This is a genomic window from Limnobacter sp. 130 (assembly GCF_902506325.1).
GTDB lineage: Bacteria > Pseudomonadota > Gammaproteobacteria > Burkholderiales > Burkholderiaceae_B > Limnobacter.
Genome location: NZ_LR732330.1, coordinates 162,776 through 189,488, shown reverse-complemented (window position 1 = coordinate 189,488; position 26,713 = coordinate 162,776). Strand labels below are relative to the sequence as shown.

The 26,713-nt window shown below is 51.0% G+C and carries 22 protein-coding genes; 10 read left to right on the top strand and 12 right to left on the bottom strand.

Annotated elements, in window-relative coordinates:
* The first annotated feature begins 5 nt into the window (after positions 1–5).
* The gene (locus FRIGORI9N_RS09875; protein WP_159570226.1) at positions 6–1,931 is read left to right on the top strand and encodes an ABC-F family ATP-binding cassette domain-containing protein; all 1,926 of its coding nucleotides are present in this window, start codon (positions 6–8) and stop codon (positions 1,929–1,931) included.
* Between the two features lie 15 nt (positions 1,932–1,946).
* Here FRIGORI9N_RS09875 and FRIGORI9N_RS09870 read toward each other — a convergent pair whose 3' ends face one another.
* The gene (locus FRIGORI9N_RS09870; RefSeq protein ID WP_159570223.1) at positions 1,947–3,395 is read right to left on the bottom strand and encodes a hypothetical protein; all 1,449 of its coding nucleotides are present in this window, start codon (positions 3,393–3,395) and stop codon (positions 1,947–1,949) included.
* A 272-nt stretch (positions 3,396–3,667) separates the two neighbouring features.
* On the opposite strand from FRIGORI9N_RS09870, the gene FRIGORI9N_RS09865 reads away from it, so the two are divergent.
* Together FRIGORI9N_RS09865 and FRIGORI9N_RS09860 are read left to right on the top strand one after the other, a co-directional pair.
* The gene (locus tag FRIGORI9N_RS09865) at positions 3,668–4,312 is read left to right on the top strand and encodes a glutathione binding-like protein (protein WP_159570220.1); all 645 of its coding nucleotides are present in this window, start codon (positions 3,668–3,670) and stop codon (positions 4,310–4,312) included.
* Positions 4,313–4,388: 76 nt separating this feature from the next.
* Positions 4,389–6,068 (top strand): long-chain fatty acid--CoA ligase, encoded by a 1,680-nt coding sequence (locus tag FRIGORI9N_RS09860; protein ID WP_159570217.1) that lies wholly within the window; start codon positions 4,389–4,391, stop codon positions 6,066–6,068.
* Between the two features lie 53 nt (positions 6,069–6,121).
* Here the strand turns inward: FRIGORI9N_RS09860 and FRIGORI9N_RS09855 are convergent, their stop codons facing one another.
* On the bottom strand, positions 6,122–6,847 hold the full coding sequence (locus FRIGORI9N_RS09855; RefSeq protein WP_159570214.1) for an NYN domain-containing protein: 726 nt from the start codon (positions 6,845–6,847) through the stop codon (positions 6,122–6,124).
* A gap of 228 nt (positions 6,848–7,075) precedes the next feature.
* Between FRIGORI9N_RS09855 and FRIGORI9N_RS09850 the strand changes: the two genes are divergently transcribed.
* The 3 genes from FRIGORI9N_RS09850 (at position 7,076) to FRIGORI9N_RS09840 (ending at position 9,637) form a co-directional block, all read left to right on the top strand.
* The gene (locus FRIGORI9N_RS09850) at positions 7,076–7,468 is read left to right on the top strand and encodes a GIY-YIG nuclease family protein (RefSeq protein WP_159570211.1); all 393 of its coding nucleotides are present in this window, start codon (positions 7,076–7,078) and stop codon (positions 7,466–7,468) included.
* 198 nt (positions 7,469–7,666) lie between these two features.
* Positions 7,667–8,236, top strand: coding sequence for a hypothetical protein (locus tag FRIGORI9N_RS09845; protein ID WP_159570208.1), 570 nt, complete (start codon positions 7,667–7,669; stop codon positions 8,234–8,236).
* 84 nt (positions 8,237–8,320) lie between these two features.
* Positions 8,321–9,637 (top strand): MFS transporter, encoded by a 1,317-nt coding sequence (locus FRIGORI9N_RS09840; protein WP_159570205.1) that lies wholly within the window; start codon positions 8,321–8,323, stop codon positions 9,635–9,637.
* An 8-nt stretch (positions 9,638–9,645) separates the two neighbouring features.
* Here FRIGORI9N_RS09840 and serS read toward each other — a convergent pair whose 3' ends face one another.
* The 4 genes from serS to FRIGORI9N_RS09820 form a co-directional block, all read right to left on the bottom strand.
* Positions 9,646–10,935, bottom strand: coding sequence for a serine--tRNA ligase (gene serS / locus FRIGORI9N_RS09835; RefSeq protein ID WP_159570202.1), 1,290 nt, complete (start codon positions 10,933–10,935; stop codon positions 9,646–9,648).
* 83 nt (positions 10,936–11,018) lie between these two features.
* Positions 11,019–12,383: a replication-associated recombination protein A gene (locus FRIGORI9N_RS09830; RefSeq protein ID WP_159570199.1), complete on the bottom strand. Its 1,365-nt coding sequence runs from the start codon at positions 12,381–12,383 to the stop codon at positions 11,019–11,021.
* Positions 12,380–13,015, bottom strand: a complete 636-nt coding sequence (gene lolA, locus FRIGORI9N_RS09825; protein ID WP_159570196.1) for an outer membrane lipoprotein chaperone LolA — start codon at positions 13,013–13,015, stop codon at positions 12,380–12,382. Before lolA ends, FRIGORI9N_RS09830 begins: the two co-directional genes overlap by 4 nt.
* A 76-nt stretch (positions 13,016–13,091) precedes the next feature.
* Positions 13,092–15,404, bottom strand: coding sequence for a DNA translocase FtsK (locus FRIGORI9N_RS09820; protein WP_159570193.1), 2,313 nt, complete (start codon positions 15,402–15,404; stop codon positions 13,092–13,094).
* A gap of 108 nt (positions 15,405–15,512) precedes the next feature.
* Here FRIGORI9N_RS09820 and trxB point away from each other — a divergent pair, with 108 nt between their 5' ends.
* Genes trxB through FRIGORI9N_RS09805 form a run of 3 tightly spaced genes read left to right on the top strand, consistent with a single transcriptional unit; the run spans position 15,513 to position 18,090 of the window.
* On the top strand, positions 15,513–16,478 hold the full coding sequence (trxB, locus tag FRIGORI9N_RS09815; protein ID WP_159570190.1) for a thioredoxin-disulfide reductase: 966 nt from the start codon (positions 15,513–15,515) through the stop codon (positions 16,476–16,478).
* Positions 16,479–16,503: 25 nt separating this feature from the next.
* On the top strand, positions 16,504–17,145 hold the full coding sequence (locus FRIGORI9N_RS09810) for a Smr/MutS family protein (RefSeq protein ID WP_159570187.1): 642 nt from the start codon (positions 16,504–16,506) through the stop codon (positions 17,143–17,145).
* A 24-nt stretch (positions 17,146–17,169) separates the two neighbouring features.
* Positions 17,170–18,090, top strand: a complete 921-nt coding sequence (locus tag FRIGORI9N_RS09805; RefSeq protein WP_159570184.1) for an alpha/beta fold hydrolase — start codon at positions 17,170–17,172, stop codon at positions 18,088–18,090.
* Between the two features lie 38 nt (positions 18,091–18,128).
* On the opposite strand, the gene fumC is transcribed toward FRIGORI9N_RS09805, so the two are convergent.
* The 3 genes from fumC to FRIGORI9N_RS09790 all read right to left on the bottom strand — a co-directional run bounded on the left by fumC (position 18,129) and on the right by FRIGORI9N_RS09790 (position 21,670).
* On the bottom strand, positions 18,129–19,574 hold the full coding sequence (gene fumC, locus FRIGORI9N_RS09800; protein WP_159570181.1) for a class II fumarate hydratase: 1,446 nt from the start codon (positions 19,572–19,574) through the stop codon (positions 18,129–18,131).
* Between the two features lie 105 nt (positions 19,575–19,679).
* A complete protein-coding gene (locus tag FRIGORI9N_RS09795) occupies positions 19,680–20,018 on the bottom strand; it encodes a P-II family nitrogen regulator (protein ID WP_008252857.1) in 339 nt (112 codons plus the stop codon).
* The gene (locus tag FRIGORI9N_RS09790) at positions 20,015–21,670 is read right to left on the bottom strand and encodes an NAD+ synthase (protein WP_201301468.1); all 1,656 of its coding nucleotides are present in this window, start codon (positions 21,668–21,670) and stop codon (positions 20,015–20,017) included. Before FRIGORI9N_RS09790 ends, FRIGORI9N_RS09795 begins: the two co-directional genes overlap by 4 nt.
* 41 nt (positions 21,671–21,711) lie before the next feature.
* On the opposite strand from FRIGORI9N_RS09790, the gene FRIGORI9N_RS09785 reads away from it, so the two are divergent.
* Positions 21,712–22,917 (top strand): GNAT family N-acetyltransferase, encoded by a 1,206-nt coding sequence (locus FRIGORI9N_RS09785; protein ID WP_236550860.1) that lies wholly within the window; start codon positions 21,712–21,714, stop codon positions 22,915–22,917.
* Positions 22,918–22,964: 47 nt separating this feature from the next.
* Here FRIGORI9N_RS09785 and ppa read toward each other — a convergent pair whose 3' ends face one another.
* The 3 genes from ppa to FRIGORI9N_RS09770 are packed head-to-tail and all read right to left on the bottom strand — an operon-like array spanning position 22,965 to position 26,709.
* Entirely contained in the window at positions 22,965–23,492 is a 528-nt protein-coding gene (gene ppa, locus FRIGORI9N_RS09780) for an inorganic diphosphatase (protein WP_159570175.1), read from the bottom strand.
* Between the two features lie 50 nt (positions 23,493–23,542).
* Complete coding sequence (locus tag FRIGORI9N_RS09775) at positions 23,543–24,733, bottom strand: heme biosynthesis HemY N-terminal domain-containing protein (protein WP_159570172.1); 1,191 nt, start codon at positions 24,731–24,733, stop codon at positions 23,543–23,545.
* Entirely contained in the window at positions 24,730–26,709 is a 1,980-nt protein-coding gene (locus FRIGORI9N_RS09770) for a uroporphyrinogen-III C-methyltransferase (protein ID WP_159570169.1), read from the bottom strand. Before FRIGORI9N_RS09770 ends, FRIGORI9N_RS09775 begins: the two co-directional genes overlap by 4 nt.
* Between the last annotated feature and the right edge of the window lie 4 nt (positions 26,710–26,713).

Sequence of the window (26,713 nt, the reverse complement as noted above, 5' to 3'; positions counted from 1 at the left end):
ATTCAATGATTCAAATCAATAACCTCAGCATTGCACGGGGCAGCAAGCCCATTTTAACCAACGCTGAACTTACCCTGTTCCCCGGCGAAAAAGTCGGCCTGATTGGCCACAATGGTGCAGGCAAATCCAGTTTCCTCAGCGCACTGCTTGGCGAATTGCACGTTGACCAGGGCAGCATCGATTTGCCCAAGGTTTGGCGCTTGTCCTGGATCGATCAGGAGGTGACAGCGAACCACCTCAGCGTGATCGATTTCGCGCTGGAAGGCGACCGTGCCTTGCATGAAGTTCGGCAGAAAATTCATGCGGTGGAAGAAAGCGGTGACATGGAACAATTGGGTCACTTGTACGAAGATCTTGAAAATCTGGATGGGTACACCGCCGAAGCACGCGTGGCCACAATTCTGAATGGCTTGGGTTTTAAAACCGAAGACTTGCAACGCAAAGTGGGCGAGTTTTCCGGCGGCTGGAAAATGCGTTTGAACCTGGCCAAGGTATTGGGCTCCAGAGCTGATCTTATTTTGCTGGACGAACCCACCAACCACCTGGACATTGAAGCAGTGGTTTGGCTCGAACAATGGATCAAGCAGGTCAACAGCACAGTCATTCTGGTTTCTCACGACCGTGACTTTCTGGACGAAGTCTGTACACACACTGTTCACCTGAGCAGCGAAAAGCTGACCAAGTACACCGGCGGATATTCTGCCTTTGAGCGCGCTTTTGCCGAGCGCTCAGAACAAGTCAGCCAAGCGAACAAAAAAGCAGCAGGCGAAATGGAAAAGCTGCAAAAGTTTGTTGACCGCTTCAAGGCCAAGGCCAGCAAGGCAAAACAGGCACAAAGCCGGGTCAAACGCCTTGAAAAAATCAAATTGATTGAAACATTGCAAGTGGAACCCCATGTGGCCATTCCCTTCATGGAACCCCATAAAAGCCCAGATCCCTTGGTCGTGCTGAACCGCAGCGATTGTGGCTACGCTGGCGTAGCGCCTGTTCTGAAAAGCATCAGCCTTGAACTTCGTCCTGGCGATCGCATCGGTTTGTTGGGTGCAAACGGCAACGGCAAAACCACCTTGGTTAAAACCTTGGTGGGTGAACTAGATATGTTGGGTGGCGAAAGGGTTGAGGGCAAAGGGCTGGTGTATGGCTATTTCGCGCAAGACCAAATTGAATCGCTCGACATGAATGCCACCCCCTTGCAACACATGTCGCGACTGGAGCGGCAAATTTCAGAACAAAAATCTCGTGAATTTTTAGCGCGTTTTCATTTTCGCGATGACAAAGTGCGTCAGCTGGTGGGCAGTTTTTCCGGTGGAGAAAAATCGCGCCTGGCCTTGGCCTTGTTGGCTTATAAACGCCCCAACCTGTTGTTGCTGGATGAACCCACCAACCACCTGGACATTGCAACCCGTCAGGCTTTGGCCAGCAGCCTGTTGGAATTTGAAGGTGCCTTGGTCATGGTTTCTCACGACAGACATTTGCTGGAATCAATCACGGATCGCTTTTGGCGCGTGCACCAAGGCGCGGTCACTGAGTTTGATGGTGACCTCGATGACTATGCTGAACTATTGCGCAAGGAAACAAACGCGGAAAATCAGCGCAACAAACAAACGGGCGGTGCAACAGCACCCAAAAGTACAAATTCTGCACAGGCGCGTCCACCGGTAGACCGGCAGGTGGTCAACCAAAGAATTAAACAGTTGGGCAATCAGGCCAAAAAGCTTGAGAAGCAAATTGAAGCTGACCAGCCCAAACTGATCAAAATTGATGAGGCCCTGTTGAAGGTCGACTACAGCAAACCAGAGGACTCCAGAAAAGCCGCAGAACTTCACAAAGATCGTGATGGGATAGCCACCCGCCTGGAGAGATCAGAAACCGAGCTGCTGGAACTGATGCTTGAAATCGAACAGCTGGAAGAGTCTTTGGGCGTTTCCTGATCATCACTCAAACCACTAATCCAGAATGCCCTCCTCGCTCAAGAATTCGCGCCAGGCATTCGAACTAAAACAAACTGCCGGGCTGACAACTTGGCGGTTCAGGTTCAACAAATTCTCTCGAAGCAGTTGGCGCTTTTCGGCGCCGACCACTTCGCACATCTTGGCGCGAACATGACTTTTAACAACGTCGGGAACACACAGCGTAGGTTTCGAGTCGATTTCATGCAACTGATCGCCCATCACTTGTTCCAGCAATTCCAGGGTCGTTTGTTCGGCCGTTAGCTGTCCTTGCTTGGCGTCCTGAAATGCCAGTTCTATCAAACCAATTTGACTACGAAGCAACAGGGCATCCAGTGTCCGGTGCAATTCCAGTGATCGATTGCGTGCCTCCACCAAACCAGAGTAAGACGCAGGCAGCTTCCAGCCGGGTATGTCTGCGCGGTTGATCAGTTCAAGGCTTATTTTCAAGGAAGATCGGTTGCTGGAATCCATGAGGTCTGAATTGACCGGATTCCCCAATGCATTCATTTCCCCATCAAAATCTTGCTCATCATTTCCAATTAAAGACTCGAGAACCAGATGACTTCCGAGCGAGGAAGCAGCAGGCTCGGCTGCGAATGCCATGGCATGTTCACGGCTTATTAAACCAATGTCGTGTCGCCCAGCGTCCGAGTGGACGAAACCCGCATCGTTTGGCTCGATCTGATTCGACGCGGTGACTTTCTTCTTGATCGAGTAAAGGCGATAAGCAAACCAAGCAAGGATCAATGAAAAGAGGCCAGCCAAAGACACCGGCAACATCAAATCAGGCGTCATTGCAGCGGGGCTCGTTTCAACTGGGTATTCATCCAATCCAAGGCCTGACCAGGCATTCGCCGCATCTCTGCGGCTTTCAATCAATCCTGCACCAAACAAATTCGTATCCAGCGAAGCCACCTTCAATGCATCGCCTGAACTTCCAGCGCCATTGCCTTGCTCACTCAATTCAGTATTCGTATGCTCAGGCTCCTCTTTCGAACTTGTGGTATTGCCTTCTTTCTCTTGTTTAAACCATGCCGGGTGCTCATCAAGTTGCGGCGTGGGCGGTTTGCGTGAACTGGCCAACAACTCAGAGCCTTCCGGATCAAAAACCAGCGATGACTTTGTGGATTTGGATTGAAGAGAATCCTTAGCCTGTACTTCGGCTTGTTTCATGATGAATGTCCACTTTGTACTAAATACAATCAAAGGACATTCAGAGACCAGCTTCATCTCAATCAAGGTGTCATGTACAGGGACCACCGATTTGAATTCAAGCAAACCGCCTTGGCGAATTGTTGGATCAAAGTTAACCAGCACCTCGTTTGACAGGGCCGAACCATGGCTTACCGAGCTGCTCTCCAGCGAATGTATTGTTGCTCTAAGACACGTTGACCTTAGCTGTGATTCGACACCTTCGGGTACATTGCTCAGCGTACTTTTCAAGTCAAGATGCCTTCCGATCTGCTGAACACCGACCGGTGTAGAAATCTCCAGACTTAAAGCTGAAACTGGAACAAGCGCAATCAAAAGACCAAGAGCAGATGGCAATAAACAATGCATCGCGTGTGGTTTCGGTGTCCAGAAAATCGGCATGTTTACTCTCGGTTCAATTGTTCCAGCAGGCCTTAGCATACCCACGACAACTGTGAGTAAGGTATCCTTGAAATGACCTAACACGAACGTGTTAACCCACTCGCAGCACTGGAGAGCATTGATTGAATACAGCGCAAGACAAACCGATTGAGGTGTACACCTGGGCGACCCCCAATGGCTACAAAATTCATATTGCCTGTGAAGAAATGGGGCTCAACTGGAAAGCGATTCCGGTCGATATCGGCAAGGGCGATCAATTCAAGCCTGAATTCCTCAAATTCAGCCCCAACAATAAAATACCGGCAATCATTGATCACAATGGCCCCGATGGCGAGCCAATCGAGATGTTTGAAAGTGGCGCCATTCTGATGTATCTGGCCGAAAAAACCGGTCAGTTTTTCGGACAAAACTACCGCGAACGCCTGTCGATCATCCAATGGCTGATGTTTCAAATGGGCGGTGTGGGCCCCATGCTGGGGCAAGCGCACCATTTCCGGATTTACGCACCCGAACCAATTGAATATGCTGTTAACCGATACACCAATGAAGCCAAAAGGCTTTATGAAGTCATCAACAAACAGTTGAGTCGTTTTTCCTACATTGCGGGGGAAACTTATTCCATCGCTGACATGGCGCTGTATCCCTGGGTTTATCGCTGGCAACGCCAGGGAATTGAATTAAGTGACTATCCTGCAGTGCACAAATGGTACGAAGAATTAAGTGCCCGCCCCGCTGTCATTCAAGGCTTGAATGTAAATCTAGAATGAGTGTTCTTATCAATTCTTAAACTGTTCAGTACACTACGGTCAATTTTATAAAAACAGAAATTCGGGAGACCTCCTTATGGCGAACATCGCCACATTCTTGTTCCAGCATGACGACACCCCCAATCGCATGTTGTACCGTCAGTTCATTGATAACGAGTGGGTAGATTTCAAAGCACGGGAAATGATTGACTTGGCTCGCACCTGGCAAGCTTTTTTCCGGTCCATGGGTTTGCAGGCGGGCGACAGGGTTGCAATTTGCCTGAAAAACAGCGTGCACTGGGTGGCATTTGACCAAGCGGCAGTGGCCATGGGACTTGTTTCAGTGCCACTGTATGTGGACGACAATCCAAGCAACATTGCTTATTGCATACAAGATTCCGGTTCTAGGGTGGTCGTGGTTGAAAATGACCGTATTGCCCGTAACCTGCTAAAAGAAAACCTGAAAGACGTGCGGGTTTTGTCGATCAGATCGGACATTGAAAAAGAAGCAGATGGCGTCGAGAACGCGACATATGTCCTGAAAAGTGTCGAAAAGAAACTAGAGGCTTTTGAGCTTCTTGATCTCGAACAAAATACGCTGGCTACAATTTGTTACACATCCGGCACATCAGGACGTCCAAAGGGCGTCATGCTGTCGCACAAAAATGTGATCGCCAACGTAGACAGTTGCTTTCAGTTGGACATCGCAAAGCCGGAAGACGTGTTTTTGTCATTCCTCCCGATGTCGCACATGTTCGAGCGCACCGGCGGCTATTACCTGCCCTTGCGTGTGGGTGCAAAGGTTACCTATGCACGTGGCATTAACCAATTGCCCGAAGACCTGGCCACACAGGCACCAACAGTGCTGTTTGCGGTTCCGCGCATTTTCGAAAAGTTTTACGGCCGTATTCAGGCCTCTGTGAAAGATTCCCGTTTCAAGCGAAAAGCATTTGAGAAGCTGGTCGATGTGGGTTGGCGCATGGAACAAGGCAAAGGCGGTATCGTAGATCATTTTCAACTCCCGCTTCTGCGTGCCAAAGTGGCTCAACCCATTCTGGAACGACTAGGTGGTCGCTTGCGATTGGCCGTGGTGGGTGGGGCTGCCTTGGACAGCACAATTGCCAAAGCCTTTATTGCCATGGGACTTCCCATTCTTCATGGCTACGGCATGACTGAGGCGTGTCCGGTTATCTCGGTGAACCGTCCAGAGGGCAACGTTCCTGAATCTGTTGGCCCGGCCTTGCCCAATGTCGAAGTCATGTTGGGCGAAAATGATGAACTACTCGCGCGTGGGCCCAACATCATGCTGGGTTACTGGCAAAACGAGGAAGCCACGAAAACCGCGATTGATGAAGATGGTTGGTTGCACACAGGTGACGTTGCCGAGATCAAGGACAAACGGATTTATATTCGTGGCCGGATCAAAGACATCATGGTGCTGTCCAACGGTGAAAAGTTTTCCCCTCAAGACGCTGAAATGGCCATTATTGGTGACGACGTATTTGAACAGATCGTTTTGATCGGCGAAGGTCGCTCTTTTATTGGCATGATTGCCGTAACGGCCAACTCCAATGAAAAAGAGCTGATCAAGCGCGCCAATGAACGTTTGCAGCATTTGCCCCGCTACATTCGCGTGCGGCGAATCATTACTACCAAAGAACCCTGGACGGTGGACAATGGTCTGCTGACACCAACGTTGAAGGTAAAACGCGTCAAAGTGACTGAAGCATTCAAGGACAGAATCAACGACCTTTATGCCGAAGGGATGGGAGACTAAACCCTTCCGCTTCGAACCCTGCAGAAAAAAGCCCACTTTCCAGTGGGCTTTTTTTATTCAGCAGGCAAATCGTCGTGATCGTAGTTGTCGGATCCGATCCGGGCCAGAAAGTCTGCGGCTCGCTCAGGTGGTGGACAAGTCGACCGGAGTCCGTCGATATAAGAGAACAAATCTTCGGAAATATTCTGCCACATTGGGTCTAACACGACATCGACCCCTTCGTGGCGCAATAATTCAGCAGCGCTTGAAAATGCGCCGTCGCCGGTCAGCAGCACCACCTGTTGAACCTGCCGCTTGTAAGCCAAAGTCGCAAGGTCAACGCCCATGCGTAATTCAATGCCTTTCGGGTGCGAGCCAGGCGTGAAGTCGTCGTCGGCCAGATCATCAACCGTAATGCGCTTGCCGAGCAGATCGGCTAAAGCGTCTTCATTGAGTTTCCAGGTATCCGCCTCACGGGCCTCCCCCAACTTCACTGCCAACTTTCTTTTTCTTTGTAGTTGACGCTGAAAAGCGACCCGAAATTGTCCCTCTTTGGATTTGGACAAATCGATTTGCTGGCGGGAAATTGGCAACGTCACCCGTTGGGTGAAGACTGGCGTGTCATAGAAGAAAATGCGAAATAGATGGCGTTTTGGCTGATTTCGCTCAAACAAATGTGCCGCTGACAGGCGCCACACCAGATCGGCCATGACTTTTGCATCATGGTGAACCGAACTTGGGAAAATTTGACGAATTCTGCGAATGAAAAACGGACCATCCACAAGGATAGCTGTGAGCATATAAGCCTTTGATAAATATAATAATAATTAATTTGTCGGTTTCATTCCGACTGTAGTAAATAATTCTCCATTCATATATTACCACCTAATATCCGTCAAAAATAGCGATGGTGCCACCCATTAAGAGGGAGAAAGCCGCACTGCAAAATAGGCAATACACATACAATCAATAAGTATTGTACTTACAAGTTTTTAATACCCATACAACCGAATGGCGCGGAGGATGAATTGAGCAGAAACCCGGACAGTAGCTTGCAAGACACCGCCAGAAAACAAGACAAATACTGGCTGTATATTTTGTCGAACAGCAAACCCAATGGCCCCCTGTATCTTGGTGATACAAACTGTCTCGCTACCCGTATGGATGAACATCTTCAGGGCGTGCGCCGTGACTATGCGCACTATCACAGGCTCGATCGCCTTGTTTATTTCGAAGTTTGGACTGATCACGACAAGTTTGTAGCCCGACTGCGCCGGGTCAGAAACTGGCCTCGGGATATGCGTCTTTTGTTAATTGAGTCACTGAACCCTGATTGGGACAACTTATTGTCACAATTTCTCAGCGAATATTCTGTAAAACGAGTAGGAGAACATCAAAAGAAGCAGGAAAAGGCAGCTTAAGCAACTTTTTTAAGAAACTGGTATTCCAATTTTCAAGTTCAGCGTTAACAATAATTGAACCTTTTCTTGATTCTTACCCACAAATCGGTATTACTTTTGATTGTTGAGTCAAGGGGTTTGGTTAGAGTCTCGGTGTGAATCTGAAAAACTCCGAGCCTAGTACCAATAACGTTGCAGCATGTTTATCGGGAGTTCACCATGAGTTCGATTGCAGAGCGTTTGACTCGGTCTTATTGCCTGTTCCACTGGTTACAGGTCAAGCCTATTCCGGATCAAATTCGTTCGAGTATTGCTTACAGTACGCTTGAACAAGAACTCTTGGCACTTAAGGTAAAACCTGAAGATTTGGCTGCAGTGGGTTCAGATGTAACAGATAATTTCGAAGAATCCAGACTTGCGTTCATGGTTCGCTACAGTGGACTCACTTGGTCTACCTGCTCAATTTTCTGTGACGCCATCGAAAACAACAGCTGGCTTCAAAACGGAACACCATTGCTGGTTCAATTCACAGGCGTGGATGCAAGCGGGCAAGTAGGCTTGCCCAAAGTGGCCTTGGGCGACTTCATGTTCCTTAAACCCAGCAATGTATGGATCGACAACAATCGGGTTGTTTCATTCACAGTGCGCTGGAACAAGCATGAAACCCGCCGCATGGAGCGTTTTATTCGCTTGGCCTCAGCCCGTCATGGCCTGGAAGCCACTGTGAGCAATATTGCGCAAAGCGAAAAATTCATCGCAGCCATCAAGGCCACTGTCGGCGCGCAGTAAATGGCTTGTCACTTTGCTTACACGGCTTAAGCATTTGCTCTGAAAGGCACCTTCGGGTGCCTTTTTAATTGCTAAAGTATCGCCATGCAACAAACCAATTCCAAAGCCACTGCCCTGTACGATTTGATCACGGGCGACGAAGACGCGCGCGTGTGCAAGGACATTCCCGACGAGTCCTGTAAACACCAACCCGTCAATTTTTTCTTGCACCTGCTGAGCAATTTTTTCACTAAATTGGCTGATGAAGTGGCCAGCGCCCGATTGGTATTCCCTTGGGTACTTGGTCTGCTGGGTGCACCCATGTTGCTGGTGTCGCTGGCTGTGCCCATTCGAGAAGCTGGTGTATTGCTTCCCCAGCTTTTCATTGCCGCAAAAATAAGGGCAAAAGCGCTGCGAAAATACGTGTGGATGCTTGGGGGTTTACTCAGTGGCTTTGCCCTGTGGGCATGCGGATTTGCATTAATGCTTGATTTTCAAGCGGAAAAGGCGAGTTGGCTGATTTTTGCTGCATTGCTGGTGTTCAGTTTCGCGCGCGGGATATGCTCTGTTGCAGCCAAAGACGTACTGGGAAAAACTGTGTCGAAGTCGCGGCGCGGCACACTGATGGGTTTGGCCACCAGCGTTTCTGGCATCTTTACCCTGCTTCTCGGACTCAACCTGGGTTTCTACAATCAAATTAAAAACAACGAAGTAATACTGGCAAGCCTGTTTGGTATTGCTGGGCTGTGCTGGATTGTCGCATCGATTGCCATTTGGGCGATTCGGGAAGAACCAGGTGCAACCGAGGGGGGCGGCAACGCGGGTATCGAGGCTCTGAAATCGCTTCGTTTGCTGAAAGATGACAAGCCCTTTCGCAATTTCGTGATTGTTCGTACTTTGTTGCTCAGCGTGTCACTGGGTGCGCCCATGTTGATCATTCTGGCCCAGAATGCCTTGGGCAATGCTGCATTGATCGGTCTGTTTTTAATAGTTTCCGGATTGGCAAATACAGTATCGGGATACGTTTGGGGGCGTTTGGCCGATTACTCAAGCCGAAGCCTGATGGCAATTGCCAGTGGAATCAATGCCTTGGTCGGCATTGCTGTGCTGTTGGTTCTGCAGCTTGAGGCAAATATCAACACGTTGACATTGTTCGTCAGCGCTTACTTCATGGCCTCGGTGTGCCTGGCTGGTGTGCGCTTGGGTCGAAAAACACTGCTTGTGGACATGGCCACTGCAGAAACCCGCTCAGCCTATGTTGCGGTTAGCAATACAGCAATCGGGTTTCTGATTTTGATCATAGGTGCGCTGGTTAGCCTGTTGGCCGGGCAAAACACACACGCCATGTTGTGGGCCTTTAGTGGCCTTTCGGCATTGGCATGCGTGCTTAGCCCTGTTTTGTTGCCTGCGCAGCAGGCTTAAACCATCAATCAGGCTTTCAACACAGTTTTTCCGCCCATGTAGGGCTGAAGAACTTCGGGCACTTTTACAGAGCCATCGGCCTGCTGATAATTCTCAAGTACAGCCACCAAAGTGCGCCCCACCGCCAAGCCGGATCCGTTCAAGGTGTGTACAAATTCGGTTTTGCCTGCGTCGTTCTTGAATCGGGCTTTCATACGGCGTGCCTGAAAGCTCTCGCAGTTCGAGCATGAAGAAATTTCGCGATAGGTATTTTGGGCGGGTAGCCACACTTCAATGTCGTGGGTGCGGGTGGAGCCAAAGCCCATGTCGCCGGTGCACAAAACAATTACGCGGTAAGGCAAACCCAGTTTTTGCAGAATGTTCTCTGCGTGTTGGGTCATTTCGTCCAGTGCCGCATAAGAATTTTCCGGGTTTTCAATGCGCACCATTTCCACTTTGTCGAATTGGTGTTGGCGAATCAAACCACGCGTGTCACGGCCATAGCTGCCCGCCTCGGAACGGAAACAGGGTGAGTGCGCGGTCATTTTGATGGGCAAGTCCGCGGCTTTCAAAATTTGATCAGCCACCAGATTGGTCAAGGTGACTTCGGCGGTTGGGATCAAGTACAAAGGTTCCGATGTGCCCTCTTCCCCACCCTTTTTCACCGAAAACAGATCATCTGCAAATTTGGGCAGCTGACCAGTGCCTTTCAAGGTTTCGCCACGCACAATATAGGGAGTGTAGTGCTCGGTGTACCCGTGCTGCTCGGTGTGGGTGTCGAGCATGAACTGCGCCAAAGCACGATGCAGCTTGGCAATTTGCCCCTTCAGCACGGCAAAACGTGAACCTGACAAATTGGCAGCAGTCTCGAAATCAAGCCCAAGCTTCTCGCCCAAGTCGACATGGTCTTTTGCGTCGAAATCAAACTGGGAGGGTGTTCCCCAACGGCGCAGTTCCACATTGTCTTCTTCCGACTTGCCGGCAGGCACCGTTTCATGGGGCAAATTGGGAATGTTCAGCAAAAACGAATTCACCTCTTCTTGCAAGGCGGTCAAATCGGCCTCATTGCGCTTCAACTCATCGCCCAAGCCAGCCACTTGCGCCATCACAGCCGACACATCTTCACCCTTGGCCTTTAATTGGCCAATTTGCTTGGACATGCTGTTGCGCTTGGCCTGTAATTCCTCGGTGCTGGTTTGTAGTTGCTTGCGTTTGCCTTCAAGCACATTGAACTGCACCATGTCGAGGCTGTAGCCGCGTTGGGCAAGGCGTTCGGCCACATGGTTCAGGTCTTTGCGAAGCAATTGAATGTCTAGCATGAAAATTTCTCGAAATGCGTTGATGTGAATAGCGGTGATGGTACTAAATCTTCAAGCCCGATGAAGCTGAACGTGGGTGCTTCTTACTTTTTTTGGCGTGCTTCGGCGTTGCGCTGGGCAAGCCAGTTCAACTTTTCTGCAATTTTACCCTCCAGCCCACGGTCTGTGGGCTGATAAAACTGGGGTGCTTGCATGCCATCAGGCCAATAACTCTCGCCAGCAGCATGACCTGCCTCTTCATCGTGGGCATAACGATAGCCATTGCCGTGCCCCAGTTCTTTCATTAAATTGGTGGGCGCATTGCGCAAATGCATGGGCACAGGCATGGAACTGCTTTGCTTCACATGGGCCATGGCTTGCTTGTAGGCGTTGTAACCCGCATTGCTTTTTGCAGCAATCGCCAGGTACAGCACACACTGGGCCAATGCAAGCTCGCCTTCGGGACTGCCCAAGCGTTCATAGGTTTGTGCAGCCTCGTTGGCAATGGTAAAAGCGCGCGGGTCTGCCAGCCCTATGTCTTCCCAGGCCATGCGCACAATGCGGCGCGCCATGTAGCGGGGATCAGCCCCGCCATCCAGCATGCGGCAAAACCAGTATAAAGCTGCATCGGGGTCGGAGCCGCGTACCGATTTGTGCAGTGCCGAGATTTGATCGTAAAAGGCATCGCCGCCCTTGTCAAAGCGACGAATTTGCGAGGGTGCAATTTGTTTTAATGCTGGCAAACTCAAGCTGCTCAGGCCTTGTGCCTTGATTTGCAGCAACGTAATTTCAAGCAAATTCAGAAAGCGGCGTGCATCGCCATCGGCGTAACTGCACAGGGCATCAAACGCATCGCTTTCCACCGTAATTTCAGTGCCTAACTCTGCCTGCGCGCGGACCAGAAGACGTGTGAAATCGTTGGCATCCAGGCTTTTGAGTACGTACACCTGTGAGCGCGACAACAAGGCTGAATTGACTTCGAACGAGGGGTTTTCAGTGGTGGCGCCAATGAAGGTGACCAATCCCGATTCAACGAAGGGCAGCAATGCATCTTGTTGCGATTTGTTGAAACGGTGAATTTCATCGATGAACAAAATGGTGGATTTGCCCGTGCGGGCGTATTCACTGGCTTGTTCAATGGCCGCACGAATTTCTTTGACGCCGGAAAGCACCGCCGACAAGGCAATAAACTGCGAGTCCGCTGCTCCCGCCAGAAGGCGAGCCAAGGTGGTTTTGCCCACACCGGGCGGGCCCCACAAAATTAGTGAATGCACATGCTGCTGCTCGAACAGCAAGGTAAGCGGTTTGCCCGGACCTAACAGGTGGGCTTGGCCAACAACTTCGGAGAGCAGGTTTGGGCGGATTCGCTCCGCCAAGGGTATTGCCCCCCGAACAGGCTGGGCAGTCGGTTTGCCTGTAGGCAACTGGGGCGTTTGGTTTGGTTCATCGCCAAACAAGTCCGAGGTCATTGCGTTTTGATAAGGTCGACACCCGCAGGGGCTTTGAAATCAAAATAGCTGGCGGGGCGTTGCTTGGCAAAGTCCCAATTGGTCAATTCCAGTTGGGTGACTTGCCCCAAGGCATCGTGAATTTCCAGGTTCACGGGCAATCCGTCTTTCCAGCCAATGCGGGCGTAGTCGAACAGGTTGTCTTTGTCTTTGGGTCGGATCACCAACCACTCCTTGCCGTCCTTCATGCCTTCGTCTTTCAGATTAAACAGCTTGTCGACGTCTTTGCTGCCAAACAACAGGGCAACTGGCGTGGAATCCATGGCATTACCAATCGGCTTTTGGGTGGCGTGGCCCATGTCTTCATCGTAAGAAACCACTGTGTTCCCGTTGGACAACAAAAGCAAGGGATAAGGCTTTTTGATTTCCCAGCGAAACTTACCGGGACGCGAGAAGGTGAATTCACCCGTTCCGCGCTGCTTCACTGCACCGCTGGGCGATATGACCACCTGGGAAAACTGCCCTTCTGCGAAACCGCGGTTTTTTACAAAGTTGCTCAAAGCCTCTTGGGCAGAGGCCCAAGCAGCAGAGCTTGTACCCGCAAAAACGGCTACAGCCAAGAGAGTACGACTAAAAAACTGGTGAATGCGCATGAATTTCTACTTCCTGTTGGGTGTTACACCTCAAATAACGCATGCGGGTACTGAGGGTATACACACTTAACCTAACTTAATCGTCGTCTTGCCCAGCCTCGGCACGCGCCAAAATTTCACGGTTGCCGTTGGACTGCATGGCTGAGACCAAACCGGCCTGCTCCATGCTTTCCAGCAAACGCGCGGCACGGTTATAACCAATGCGCAAATGGCGCTGCACAAATGAAATGGAGGCACGGCGGTGCTTCAGCACGATGCCCACGGCTTGGTCATACAAAGCGTCTTTCTCGCCATCAAAACTGCCGGCTGTGGCATCCATGCTGGCGTTGCCACCTTCTTCAGCAGTACCGCCTTCCAGTATGCCTTCAATGTAGTTGGGCTCACCGCCCTTCTCTTTCAGGTACTCGACCACGCGGTGTACTTCTTCATCCGACACAAACGCGCCATGTACACGCTGTGGCACGCCAGAACCAGGTGGCAGGTACAACATGTCGCCCTGTCCCAACAGCGCCTCAGCGCCCATTTGGTCAAGAATGGTGCGGGAATCAATTTTGGATGAAACCTGAAAAGCAATTCGGGTTGGAATGTTGGCCTTGATCAAGCCTGTGATGACATCGACCGATGGCCGCTGAGTGGCCAAAATCAGGTGAATACCTGCGGCACGGGCTTTTTGCGCCAGGCGCGCAATCAATTCTTCAATTTTCTTGCCCACCACCATCATCAAGTCGGCCAACTCGTCAATTACAATGACCAGCATCGGCAAGGTGTCGAGCGGTTCAGGGGCATCGGGGGTCAGGCTGAACGGGTTGGGAATGCTGGTGCCGTTTTTCTTGGCTTCCGCAATTTTAACGTTGTAGCCAGCCAGGTTACGCACGCCCATTTTGCTCATCAGCCTGTATCGCTTTTCCATTTCGCCCACAGCCCAGTTCAAGGCGTTGGCGGCTTGGCGCATGTCGGTCACCACCGGGCAAAGCAAGTGTGGAATGCCCTCGTACACGCTCATTTCAAGCATTTTTGGGTCGATCAGGATCAAACGCACTTCTTCTGCACCGCTTTTGTACAGCAGCGACAAAATCATGGCGTTGATACCCACTGACTTACCCGAACCCGTGGTACCTGCAACCAGCAGGTGCGGCATTTTGGCCAGATCGGCCACCACCGGCTTGCCAGCAATGTCTTTGCCCAAGGCCATGGTGACTGGTGATTTGTTGGTGCTGTACACCTGCGAACCCAGAATTTCTGTCAGCTTAACGACCTGCCGGCGTGGGTTGGGCAGCTCCAGACCCATCAGGTTTTTGCCGTAAATGGTTTCTACCACCCGAATAGACACCAAGCTGAGCGCGCGGGCCAGGTCTTTGGCCAAGTTCACCACCTGCGAACCTTTTACCCCGGCGGCGGGCTCTACTTCAAAACGGGTAATTACGGGGCCAGGCTGGGCCGCCATTACTTGTACCTGCACGCCGAAATCGCTGAGCTTTTTCTCGATCAGGCGGGAGGTGTATTCAAGTGTGTCCGCCGACACAGTTTCAATGGTGGCAGGTGCCTCGTCGAGCAGACCCAAGGGCGGTAACTCGGTTTCGGTCAGTTCAGCAAACAAAGGTTGCTGCTTTTCCTTGATGGCTTGCACAGAGGGTTCGGCAGCCACGGCCACTGGTTCAATTCGAATGGGTTTGTGTTCTTCAAACTTTTCGCGTTTTTGTTCTACTTTTTCAACACGGGCCAGGGCAACTTTTTTGCCTTCCTTGCGATCGAAATAAGCGGTAACCAGTTCTTTGGTTTTAAAGACCAAACCTTCCAGAAAACTACCCACGCGCTCAGCCATCACAGCCCAGCTCAGGCCCAACAAACCGCTTAGACCGGCTGCCGTACACAGCAGCAGCAGCATAACCGCGCCGGAGAGGCCCAGAAGCTGTTGAAAAATACTGGCCACTGTTTGGCCCACAACACCGCCCGCCCCTGCTGGCAGGTTTGCACCCTTGAAAATTGACAGGGATTCAAGGCCCATAAGCCCAACCCACAACACAACAAAACCAATGGGCCTGACCCAGGCGATCCACTTGGGCAAAGGTTCACTGAACCCGGGAAGCTCGATTGAGTCGACCATTTTTCGGGCACGCCACAACATGAAGAAAGACAAGCCGAGCAATGCGTAGGCTGAATAACCCGCGATAAAGAACAGCAGGTCAGACAAATGGGCGCCCACTGCCCCGCCAAAGTTGCTGACAACGCCGCTGCCTGATTCATGAGAGAAGCTGTCATCGCTGCTGCTGTGCGACACCAGAATCAGAAACAGATAAATAGAGAAAACAAGCAGGCACAGCCAGCGAATTTCCAGCAACAGTTTGCTGATTCGAAGAGTGCTTGTATTTTGTGTGGTCCTGGAATTCACTGTAATAAGAGTAGCCCGCAATGCAGCATATAATTGAAGTCTGTATTCTGACAAAGTTCGAGGGAAATATCTTGAACAGACACCATTTGAAGCACAAAAGAGGTAGCAATGACCAGTTCTAACACGCCACGCCACGCCAAAGTACTGATTTTGGGTTCAGGCCCTGCCGGATACACTGCTGCAGTGTACGCTGCCCGCGCCAATTTAAACCCCGTTTTGATTACCGGCATGGCCCAAGGTGGCCAATTAATGACCACCACTGACGTGGACAACTGGCCCGCCGATGCCGAAGGCGTGCAAGGCCCAGATCTGATGAACCGTTTTCTTGCCCACGCAGAACGTTTTAACACAGAGATCATTTTTGACCATATTCACACAGTGGAACTGCAACAACGTCCATTCACGTTAAAAGGTGACTCGGGCGTGTACACCTGCGATGCACTTATTCTTGCAACCGGCGCCAGCGCCATGTACCTGGGCTTGCCCTCTGAAGAAGAATTTGCCGGAAAAGGCGTTTCGGCCTGCGCCACTTGCGATGGTTTTTTCTACCGCAATCAAGAGGTATGTGTGGTCGGTGGTGGCAACACCGCTGTTGAAGAAGCGCTGTACCTGAGCAATATTGCCAAGAAAGTGACCGTAATTCACCGCCGTGACAAGTTCAAAGCCGAAGCCATTCTGATCGACAAGATGATGGACAAGGTGAAAGAAGGGAAAATCGAGCTGAAAATCGATTACACACTGGATGAAGTACTGGGCAATGAAATGGGTGTGAATGGCGCGCGCATTAAATCAACAAAAAGCGGCGAAACCCAGGATTTGGCCTTGCAGGGCGTATTTATCGCGATTGGCCACAAACCCAACACCGATATCTTCGAAGGTCAGATCGATATGAAAAACGGGTACATTACAACCCGCAGCGGTTTGAACGGTTTGGCCACCATGACCAGCGTTGAGGGTGTGTTCGCTGCTGGCGACGTACAAGATCACGTGTACCGCCAAGCCATTACCAGTGCAGGCACGGGTTGTATGGCCGCGCTCGATGCGCAACGCTGGCTAGAATCTCAGGAAGGCTGATTTCTTTCACTGCGGTAAGAATGGTTTGAAAAAGCTGACTTCCATGGCCGACCTTGAAGGGGTCAGGCGCTCGCTCAAAGAGCAGCGCCTGGAGGCCGAACGCCAGGAAAAAATCAAGGCCGCAGAAGCAAAAAAACTGCAAGATGAAGCAAACCTGTTCAAGAAACTGGTTCGCGACGTCACCCCGCTACCCGACATCAACCTGAAACTTCACGAACTTGAAAAGCCGGCTCCAATTGCTCGCCAGCGAGAAATGGATGATGAGGCGGTGCTGTGGGAAAGCATTTCCGACGAAATGGACGTTGAGCGGTTTCTGGAAACCGATGACAAGCTTTCTTATCGTCGAAATGGCGTGGGTGTCGAGGCCTTGAAAAAGCTTCGCAAGGGCCAATGGGTTATTCAAGCCCAAATTGATTTGCACGGGCTGCGCTCCGATGAGGCACGCACCGCTGTAGGTGAATTCTTGCGATCCAGTGTAAAACATGACATTCGTTGTGTCAGAATCATTCACGGCAAAGGTTTGGGGTCAATTGGCAAAGAACCCGTGCTGAAAGAAAAAGTTAAACGCTGGCTGGTGCAAAAGGACGAGGTGCTTGCCTTTTGCCAGGCTCCGCCACGCGATGGCGGTGCTGGTGCCCTGCTGGTGATATTGAAAGCCCGACAATAACAATACTTACCGGAGACAACATCCATGAAAGCAGCAGGCAAGCCGATCGAATGGCAGCAAGGCTTTGCAAAATCGAATACAACCGGCCTGAACATGGCGTGGGAATCTGCTGGCCCCGACGATGGGGAAACCATTTTCATGGTGGCTGGCCTTGGTTGCCAGCTGACCATGTGGAATGATGAATTTTGTGCACCCTTGCTGCAGCGAGGCTATCGCTTGGTTCGCTTCGACAACCGCGACATCGGTCTAACTGATCAGCACCCCACCAGCATGAAGGTGAATGTGCCTGCCACATTCATTCGGAACAAACTGGGTTTGCACACCCCAACGAATTACAAGCTCGACATCATGGCCAATGATGCAATTGGCCTGATTGATGCGCTTGACCTGAAACGCCCTCACCTGCTTGGCATTTCCATGGGTGGCATGATCTCTCAAATTGTGGCCGCCAAAGCACCCGAGAAAATTGGCAAACTGGTCACTTTGATGTCGAGCACAAACAATCCAAAATTGCCCATGCCCACACCGAACGTGTTGCACAACATGTTCCTGAAAAAACCGAAAAGCCAGAAGATAGATGATGTTGTAGCGCATGTGGAACGCGTATTCACTGCGATTGGAAGCCCCGGCTATCCACTCGACCCGCTGAAGTTGCGTGAGCGGGCCCGCAAGTCTTATAACCGTGCCTACAAACCTGCTGGCGTTTTGCGTCAAACCCATTGCGTGGTCGCGACAGGTTCAATTGAAGATTACACAAGGGAAATCAAGGTGCCCACTTGCGTGATTCACGGGCTGGATGACCCTTTGTTGAAGAAAGCCTGCTCAGAGCGCATTGCCAAGCTGGTGCCGAATTCACAACTTCATTTAATCAAGGGGCTCGGACACGATCTACCTGAGCCCCTGGCACCCACCTTTGCAGAAATCATTCACAGCCACCTGAGCTGAGAAATGCGGTGAAAAGGCCGTATTGGTGGTTGATCTCTTCACTTTTTTTGAATCGAAGCGCTCAACATCTTCATGGGGTCGACCCAACTATCAAACTGTTCAGCAGTCACAGCCTTGGATGCCAGGGCTGCCTGTTTTAATGTGCAGTTATCAGCTTGTGCCTGTTTGGCGATCTGGGCAGCGCGGTCGTACCCAATGTGCGGTACAAGTGCGGTCACCAACATCAAAGAACTTTGCATAGACTCGTTCACCCGCACGTGATTCACCTTCAGCCCAGCTACACAATGCTGGGTAAAGCTGCGCATGGCGTCCGCCAGAAGGCGGATGCTGTCAAGCGTGTTCAAGGCGATCAAGGGTTTGTACACGTTAAGCTCAAACTGGCCTTGACTCGCTGCAAAACCGATGGCCGCATCGTGCCCCATTACTTGGGCGCAAACCATGGTCATCGCCTCCACTTGTGTCGGATTGACCTTGCCCGGCATGATGGAACTGCCGGGTTCGTTTTGAGGCAGAATCAATTCACCTAACCCAGCGCGCGGGCCACTACCCATCAAACGAATGTCGTTGGCTATTTTGGTCAAAGCAATGGCCAGCATTCTCAGCGCACTGTGAAACGCCACCAATGCCTCGTGACCTGCCATTGCTGCAAACAGGTTATCGGCCTGGGTAAAAGGTATTCCCAATCTTGACGCCAATGTCTTGGTCACCTGCTTGCCGAAATCGGGGTGGGTGTTAAGACCGGTGCCCACTGCCGTACCACCTATGGCCAGCTTGTGCACGGCATTCATGGTGGACAGCAGGTTTTGCTGGCAAAGCAGCAACTGTGCCCCATAGCCACCAAATTCCTGACCCAAGGTAATTGGTGTTGCATCTTGCAGGTGTGTGCGACCAATCTTGACGATCGACTCAAATTCAAGGGCTTTCGCAGACAGCGCACTGATCAACTCTTCGAGCGCAGGCGTCAGCGTCGACTTCACCTTCAGGGCAACAGCAATGTGCATGGCTGTGGGGAACACATCGTTTGAGGATTGGCCCAAATTGACATCATCGTTGGGATGAACTTTTTGATTGGATTTTGCCCCCAGCGCCGAATCTTGAGTGGCAAGGTTTGCAATCACTTCATTGACATTCATATTGCTTTGCGTGCCCGAACCAGTCTGCCAAACAGACAAAGGAAACTGATCATCGAACTCCCCGGCCGCTACCCTGTTGGAAGCATTGGCAATGGCGCGTGCAATTTCAGGAGCTTGCACTGTCAAATCACAATTGACGCAAGCCGCTGCCCACTTGATCAAGGCCAGCGCATGCACGACATCCATGGGCATACGCTGTTCACCAATGGCAAAAAACTGCAGGCTGCGAGCGGTTTGTGCCCCCCACAACACACCGGCAGGCAGGCTAATCGAGCCAAAGCTGTCTGACACGGTGCGAGGCTGGTCCGCGCTGATGGCGGCATTGGATAATTTTTGATGGGGAGGGTGCATGGCGCTTGGTCTCCAATTGCAGGAAGAATGAATCTGTCGCTGAATTTTAATGCCCACGAGCCAACCTGTCTGTGCGTTGGCTCACCCACTTTTCCAGTCACATTCTTAAATGGCTGCTTCGCCTTGCTCACCGGTGCGAATACGAATGACACGCTCTACATCAGTGACGAAAATTTTACCATCGCCAATCTTATTGGTGCGTGCGGCATTTTGAATGGCATCAATCGCTTGATCAACCAACTTGTCTTCAATCACCAATTCAATTTTTACCTTGGGCAGAAAATCAACCACATACTCGGCACCCCGGTACAACTCAGTGTGCCCACGCTGACGGCCAAAGCCTTTTACCTCAGTGACGGTAAGACCGGTGACGCCAACTTCCGACAATGCTTCACGTACTTCGTCCAGTTTGAAAGGCTTGATGATTGCGCTGACCAGTTTCATTCTTGGAATCCTTCTAGATCGTTGAACTTGGATGTAATTGGATAGCGCCAGTCGCGACCAAATGCTCGGTGCGTGACCCGAATACCCACGGGCGCCTGTCTTCTTTTGTATTCGTTGATACGAAGCAGTTTAACAGCCTTGAACACGTCTTCTTTCTGAAAGCCACTTGCAATGATGTTTTCAACCGATTCATCTTTTTCCATGTAACGGGCCAAAATGGCATCGAGTACATCGTAAGCAGGCAAACTGTCTTGGTCTACCTGATCAGGGCGCAACTCTGCGGATGGCGGGCGGGTAATGATTCGGGTCGGAATCACCTCAGACACACTATTTCGGTATTCGCAAAGCTGATAAACCAATGTTTTAAAAATATCCTTGATCACAGCGAAGCCACCCGCCATGTCCCCGTACAAGGTGCAATAGCCAGTGGCCATTTCGCTTTTGTTGCCCGTGGTTAAAACAATGCGACCTGTTTTATTGGAAATGGCCATGAGCATGGTGCCGCGAATTCGCGCCTGCAGATTTTCCTCAGTGGTGTCTGCAGCCAAGCCCTTGAACAACGGTGCGAGGCTGGAATCGAAGGACTGCATGCAGTCCTGGATAGAAATCTCGTCGTACTGGATACCCAGGCGCCTCACCATGTCACGGGAATCGTCCAGCGAAATATCAGCGGTGTATGGCGAGGGCATCATCACCGCTCGTACCTTGTCTGCGCCCAATGCATCCACAGCGATTGCAAGCGTCAATGCAGAATCTACTCCGCCAGACAATCCAATAATGGCACCAGGAAAACGATTCTTGGTGACGTAATCGTGAACACCCATTTTCAGGGCTTCGTACACTTGCGCAGTCAACTCTAGTTCGGGAACACAGGGCTGATGTGCTTCCAAAACAATAGGTTCACCGGGGCAAGCCACCGCATCAAGAATGGCCAAGGCCTCTTGAAACTGCGGCAGGCGCATGGCGACATGCTGCTTGCCGTCCATGGCAAATGAAGCGCCGTCAAATACCAGTTCGTCTTGCCCGCCCAGCATGTTGGCGTACACAATGGCCATGCCCGTTTCTTGAACACGTTTGGCCACCATCGATTGCCGAATGGTTTGCTTGCCCATGTGGTATGGCGATGCATTGGGTACCAATAACACCTCGGCACCGGCCGCCGCAGCGGCTTCAGGCGCATAACGATTCCAGGTGTCTTCACAAATGTTCACGCCAAAGCGAATGCCATCCACGTCAAGCACCAAAGGGCGATTGTCGGGCGTGAAGTAACGTTGCTCATCAAACACCTCACGATTGGGCAAATCATGCTTGTGATACATGCCGACCACCTGGCCGCGGTACAACACGGAGGCGGCATTGAACAACTCGCCTTCCCGACTTGCCGGATGCCCAACCACGACATACAAATCGAGTTCAGCCAAGTTATGAAGAAGCTGGTTAAACGCAGAATCGGTTTGACGTTGAAATGAAGGGCGTAACAACAGGTCTTCAGGGGGATAACCTGTGATGGAAAGTTCGGGGGTCAGAAGAATTCGCACACCCTGTGCTGCGGCCTGCTGCGCATACTCAAGAATTTTTGCGCAATTGCCTTTTAAATCGCCCACTGTCAGGTTCAACTGTGCAATGGCCAATCGGACTCGGGATAAACTCACGGGGTACCTGCGTAGTAGTTGTCGCCTTTATGAATTATCGCATGCAGATTTGCCAAACCATTGGCGAGATCGCACAAGCTGAATGGAATTCACTTGTGTGCAAATGCAATGGTGGTGTGCTTCACCCTGCCCTTCGTCATGAATACCTGCTGGCTTTGGAAAGCAGCGGCAGTGCCACGGCCGAAACTGGCTGGGGGCCCTTGCACCTGGCCATTCACGGGGACGCCGGCGAACTCTTGGCAGCCATGCCCCTGTATTTGAAATCACATTCATACGGAGAGTATGTATTTGACTGGGCCTGGGCGCAGGCCTATGAACGCAGCGGCCAACTCTACTACCCCAAACTGCTGTGTGCGATTCCGTTCACGCCAGTGCAGGCATCCAAGGTGCTTTATTCAACCCCCGAAGCGGGAAAAGCAATGGCGCAAGGCCTGGCACAACTGACCTGGCAGGCTGCGGAGAATACCGAACTGTTAGGCACCCGGATTTCTACCCTGCATGCCCTGTTTTTAACCCGGCAAGATCAGCTGCTGTTGTTGGGTGACGCCACCAGCCTGAACAACAGCAGCCGGCATGTGGTGCAGTTTCACTGGCACAACCAAAGCCCTGCAAGCGGCAAGCCGTTCAATGATTTCGATGAGTTTCTGGAAAGCCTGAACCAGAAAAAGCGAAAAAACATTCGTGCCGAACGCCGCAAAGCAAATATTGAAGGTTTGGAAATTCGACGTATTCAGGGTGCTGAAGCCACCGAAGCCGAGTTGGAGTTTTTCTATCAATGCTATTCCCGCACCTACATGGAGCATTTCTCCAGCCCTTACCTGAACCTTGAGTTTTTCAAGCAGATTTGTACCTCAATGGGTGAGCAGGTTCTAATGGTGCAAGCAAGCCTGCAGGGGCAGCCGGTGGCAAGTTCGTTTTTTCTGCACAGCGAAGAACGTTTGTATGGTCGATATTGGGGCAGCATTGAAAACCTTCCCTGTCTGCATTTTGAATTGTGCTATTACCAGGCCATTGAATTTGCCATTGAAAAAGGCATTGAATGGTTTGAAGGCGGTGCGCAAGGCGAACACAAAATGGCGCGTGGCCTGAACCCGCAAACCATGATCAGTGCGCACTATGTGCACGACAACGGGTTTAAGCTACCGATTGAAAACTTTCTGCGTCGGGAAAAAGCGCACTTGGACGCCTATGCAGTTGAGTTAAGTGAACACACTGCTTTTCGGGAAAGCAGTTCCGGGCAGTTATAAAAAAACCAACCCGCAGGTTGGTCTTTTTATACCGTTAAGCAGCAGGCTTAGCCTTTGTAGTTGGCCACGCCATCGCTGATTTCTTTTTCCACGTCAGCCATATCGCCCCAGCCTTCAATTTTCACCCATTTGCCTTTTTCAAGGTCTTTGTAGTGCTCAAAGAAATGCTGAATGCGAGCCAGGAATTCTTGGGGTACATCGGAAATGCTTTGGTAGTGCTTGTACTGTGGCAACAGTTTTTCAACGGGTACACCCAGCAATTTTGCATCGCCACCCGACTCATCGGTCATCTTCAACATGCCGATCGGGCGCACGCGCACCACACAACCGGGTTGTAGCGGGTATGGGGTCATTACCAAAACGTCTACAGGGTCGCCGTCGGCAGCCAGGGTTTGTGGAATGTAGCCATAGTTACATGGGTATTGCATGGAAGTGCCCACAAAACGATCAACAAACAAAGCACCGCTTTCCTTGTCAATTTCGTACTTCACAGGGTCTGAATTTGCAGCGATCTCAATGATCACGTTCACATCGTTTGGAAGATCCTTACCGGGGGAAATGCTTTCGTAGCCCATGCTGATTAATCCTTAAATAAAAATTTGCTCGTATTGTATCGAATATTGCTTTAAGCAAGCTGACGATCGTTCTGAAGGTGGGCATTCAACTTTTCTCGCCACAACTTGGCGCGTTCACCCTGATTGGCTGACTGGTACAGGCGTTCAAGTTTGCCTGCCAAATGAGCCGAGGGCTGCTTGGCATACACAGCCTCAAACCGTGAAATGGCCTTGCCCCACAGTTGCTCCCGCTCACAAACGTCTGCCGCCAATTCCAGTAAACGCAAATCAGCGGGCTGCTGATCCAGCAAACGTTCCACGTTTGGCAATGCCTGGCGTGGCTCAAGAACTGCAACCTGGTGGTAAGCCGGCAACAATTCTTTGTTGTAATGCTGATTCAAGGCGGTTTCCAGTAGCGTGCGCGCTGCTGTAATCAAGCCGCTTCTCATCAAACCAATTGCAAGCATGCGCAAGACGCCTACATTCTCAAGCTCGACTGGCTTGGCATTGGACAACACGTTCTGCATTTTTGAAGCATCTTGCCCGGCACTGTCTGCCAAACCGGCATAAATACGTTGCAATGCCTCATTTCGCTCGCCATTGGTAAGCGCGGAAACGGCCACACAAGCACGGTACTGCACCAGGGCATCCTGCCAGCGTGCAAGCCCAATAAGAGCCAGCATGCGCAAACGCTGCACCTGTGGCAGTTTTGTTGCCAATGGATCCATGGCTTCCAGCAAACTCAGGGCACCAGAAAAATCCTGTTTGGACAAAGCAACTTTGCCGCGCAACACAACAAGCGCATGCGAATGTTCGCCAACCTTGGCTTTTTCCTGATTCAGAATTTCTTCTGCAACATCGAATCGATCCGCCTGAATGGCCGACATGGCACGGATCAGGTAACTCAGATCTGTTTCGATGCCTGTTTTGCTGGCTTGGTTCAATGCTTTCTGAGCGCCTTGTTCATCGCCAGTAATCAGTGCGATCAAACCTTGCGTGTTGGCTTTCAACAAAGCATTTTGTTTCCGGTTCGACCAATATTCCTTGAATTTGCCAGGAAGTTGGCTGGAGGCTCGCCAGGCGCGCATCACAATATAAAACGCCAAAAACACGAGGAATACAGCGATTACTGCAAAATTAAGCGACATGTCGATCCGGTACTGACCAAAAAAGATCAACACCTTGCCACCGTTGCCCTGGGCCATCAAAGTGATAGCCACCGCAACAACAATAACCAGCAACAAACCTAGCAATTGCTTCATTGGCGTTCCCCCTGCTGACCGGCCACTGCCAATCTAAGCGCAGCCGAGGTCGCCTGCAATTCGGGCAATATCAAATCAAGTTGAACCGTCCCGATTTCCTCAAGCACTGTTTTAGCGCGCTGCACCTGAATGGATTTGTCATCAAAGTAAGTGTTCAGCAAATTGCTTGAACGCTCCAGGTCAGACTTCAACAGGGTCGCTTGGCGGGACAACAATGAAATACGCGCGTTCAGCAAAGACAAGCGCAAGGTGTTGCGCAAATCAGTTTCCTGCCGGCTAGAGAGCATCAAAACTTCAGGACTATCTACTTTGGTGACTTCGATTAACGACTTGATGTCGTACCAAACCGTTTGAGCCACTTGCTTGATTGTGAGCCAAGCCTGATCAAATCCTTGAGGAGAAGCTGTCTCGACTGTGGAAGTGTCTTGGGTATCGGGGTCAGTCGCAGGTGCAGGCTCCTCGGTCAATTCGGCCAGTGTTTGGTCGGTCGTGGCTTGCACGCTTGAAAGCATGGGCAAACTTTCAACGGAATTCACGACCGAATCCAGAGAAATGGCCAACCTGAGCAAATCATCACTGGGCAAGGCCTTGATTTCGGAAAGATCTTTCTCCAGGGCGGTGCGCAGGTTCAGCAACGATGGCTTTTCCGTGCCCTCTAGCAAATCAATGGCCTGAGACAGGGCAATGGAGGCACCCTTCACGTTGCCCAACAAATACAACTGGCGCTTGGCAATCGATATCAACTGCTCCACCTCGCTCAGTGACACTTCAGTTCGACTTGCCAACAAGCTGTTGTAGACCTCTTCCAGGCTTGCACGTTGACTGGCTTCCTCTTTCTGGGCCAGTTCCAACAAGTCGAAGCGGGTTTTCAAGTCTTTGGCAAGATCGCTTGATTTGTTGATTTCCTCCTTCACCAAATCAAGTGTGGTGGACTCTTTTTGAATCCGCTCACCGAAGGCCATGCGCGTTTTTTCGATCTGGTTTTTACCCGCAAATGCAATCAACAGAATCAGCACAAAGCTGACCACCGAAATAAAAAATGCCGCTTTACCGAGCCATTGACCGGTAGGTTGGGCTGAACTTGCTGCGCTCGGCGTTGATAACGCAGCGGCAGCCGGTTGAGATTTGCTGGTGGGCGTGGCGGTGTTGGTTTGATTGTTGTTTTCCATGCTTTTCTTGTTTGATTTCAGCCATGAATTCACCGATTGTATCCCTGTTGCTATCTGGACAACGTGAACATATCCCAATTCCCTGCATTTGGCCGTGATACGGGGGTGGGTGGTCAGTACGGTGGCGGTCTGCTTTAAAGCATTGAGTTGCGAATCGGATTTTTGTTTTAGCTGAGAATCAAGTGCCTCAACGGTCTCACTGCTGGTAATCCACAGAACAGCCCTGTTCATGCGCGAAAAAAGGGCGTCACATTGACTATCGCTTTGGTCAATCACTTTGCGGTCGTAACATTCAAGCACCGTCACATCGTGATTCATTTCCTCCAGTTTTTTCGGAAACTCGACTCGACCGCGCGGCCCCTTGCACACCATCACACTGCAACTGCCCGCCCCAAACTTAGCCGCAAGCAAGTGTGCCAAGCCATCGGAATCTTCGGTTTCAAGATCATGTTCGCCAGTGGGTGCAATTATTTTGTCTTCGGGAATACCCAAATCCGAGGCTAATTTTGCGCTTTGGCGTCCCATGACTGCGCAATACACATTGGCCGGCCATTGCCCCAGATTGGTCACAGCAATTTCAAGCACCGAGGGACTTACAAACACAATCAAGCGATTTGCTTTTTCAGTGGCGTTGTCGATCCAGGGTCTGATAAGCGCCATGGCATTTAAATCGGGTACCAATTCAAATACGGGAAAATACATCACCTCGCCCGAATTCATTTGATCGAGCTGACGCTTCAGATCAACGCGCTGGGTCAGGTACTGATCGGGCAACTTGGGTTTGCATACGACCAAAGTGTGAGTCATGTCC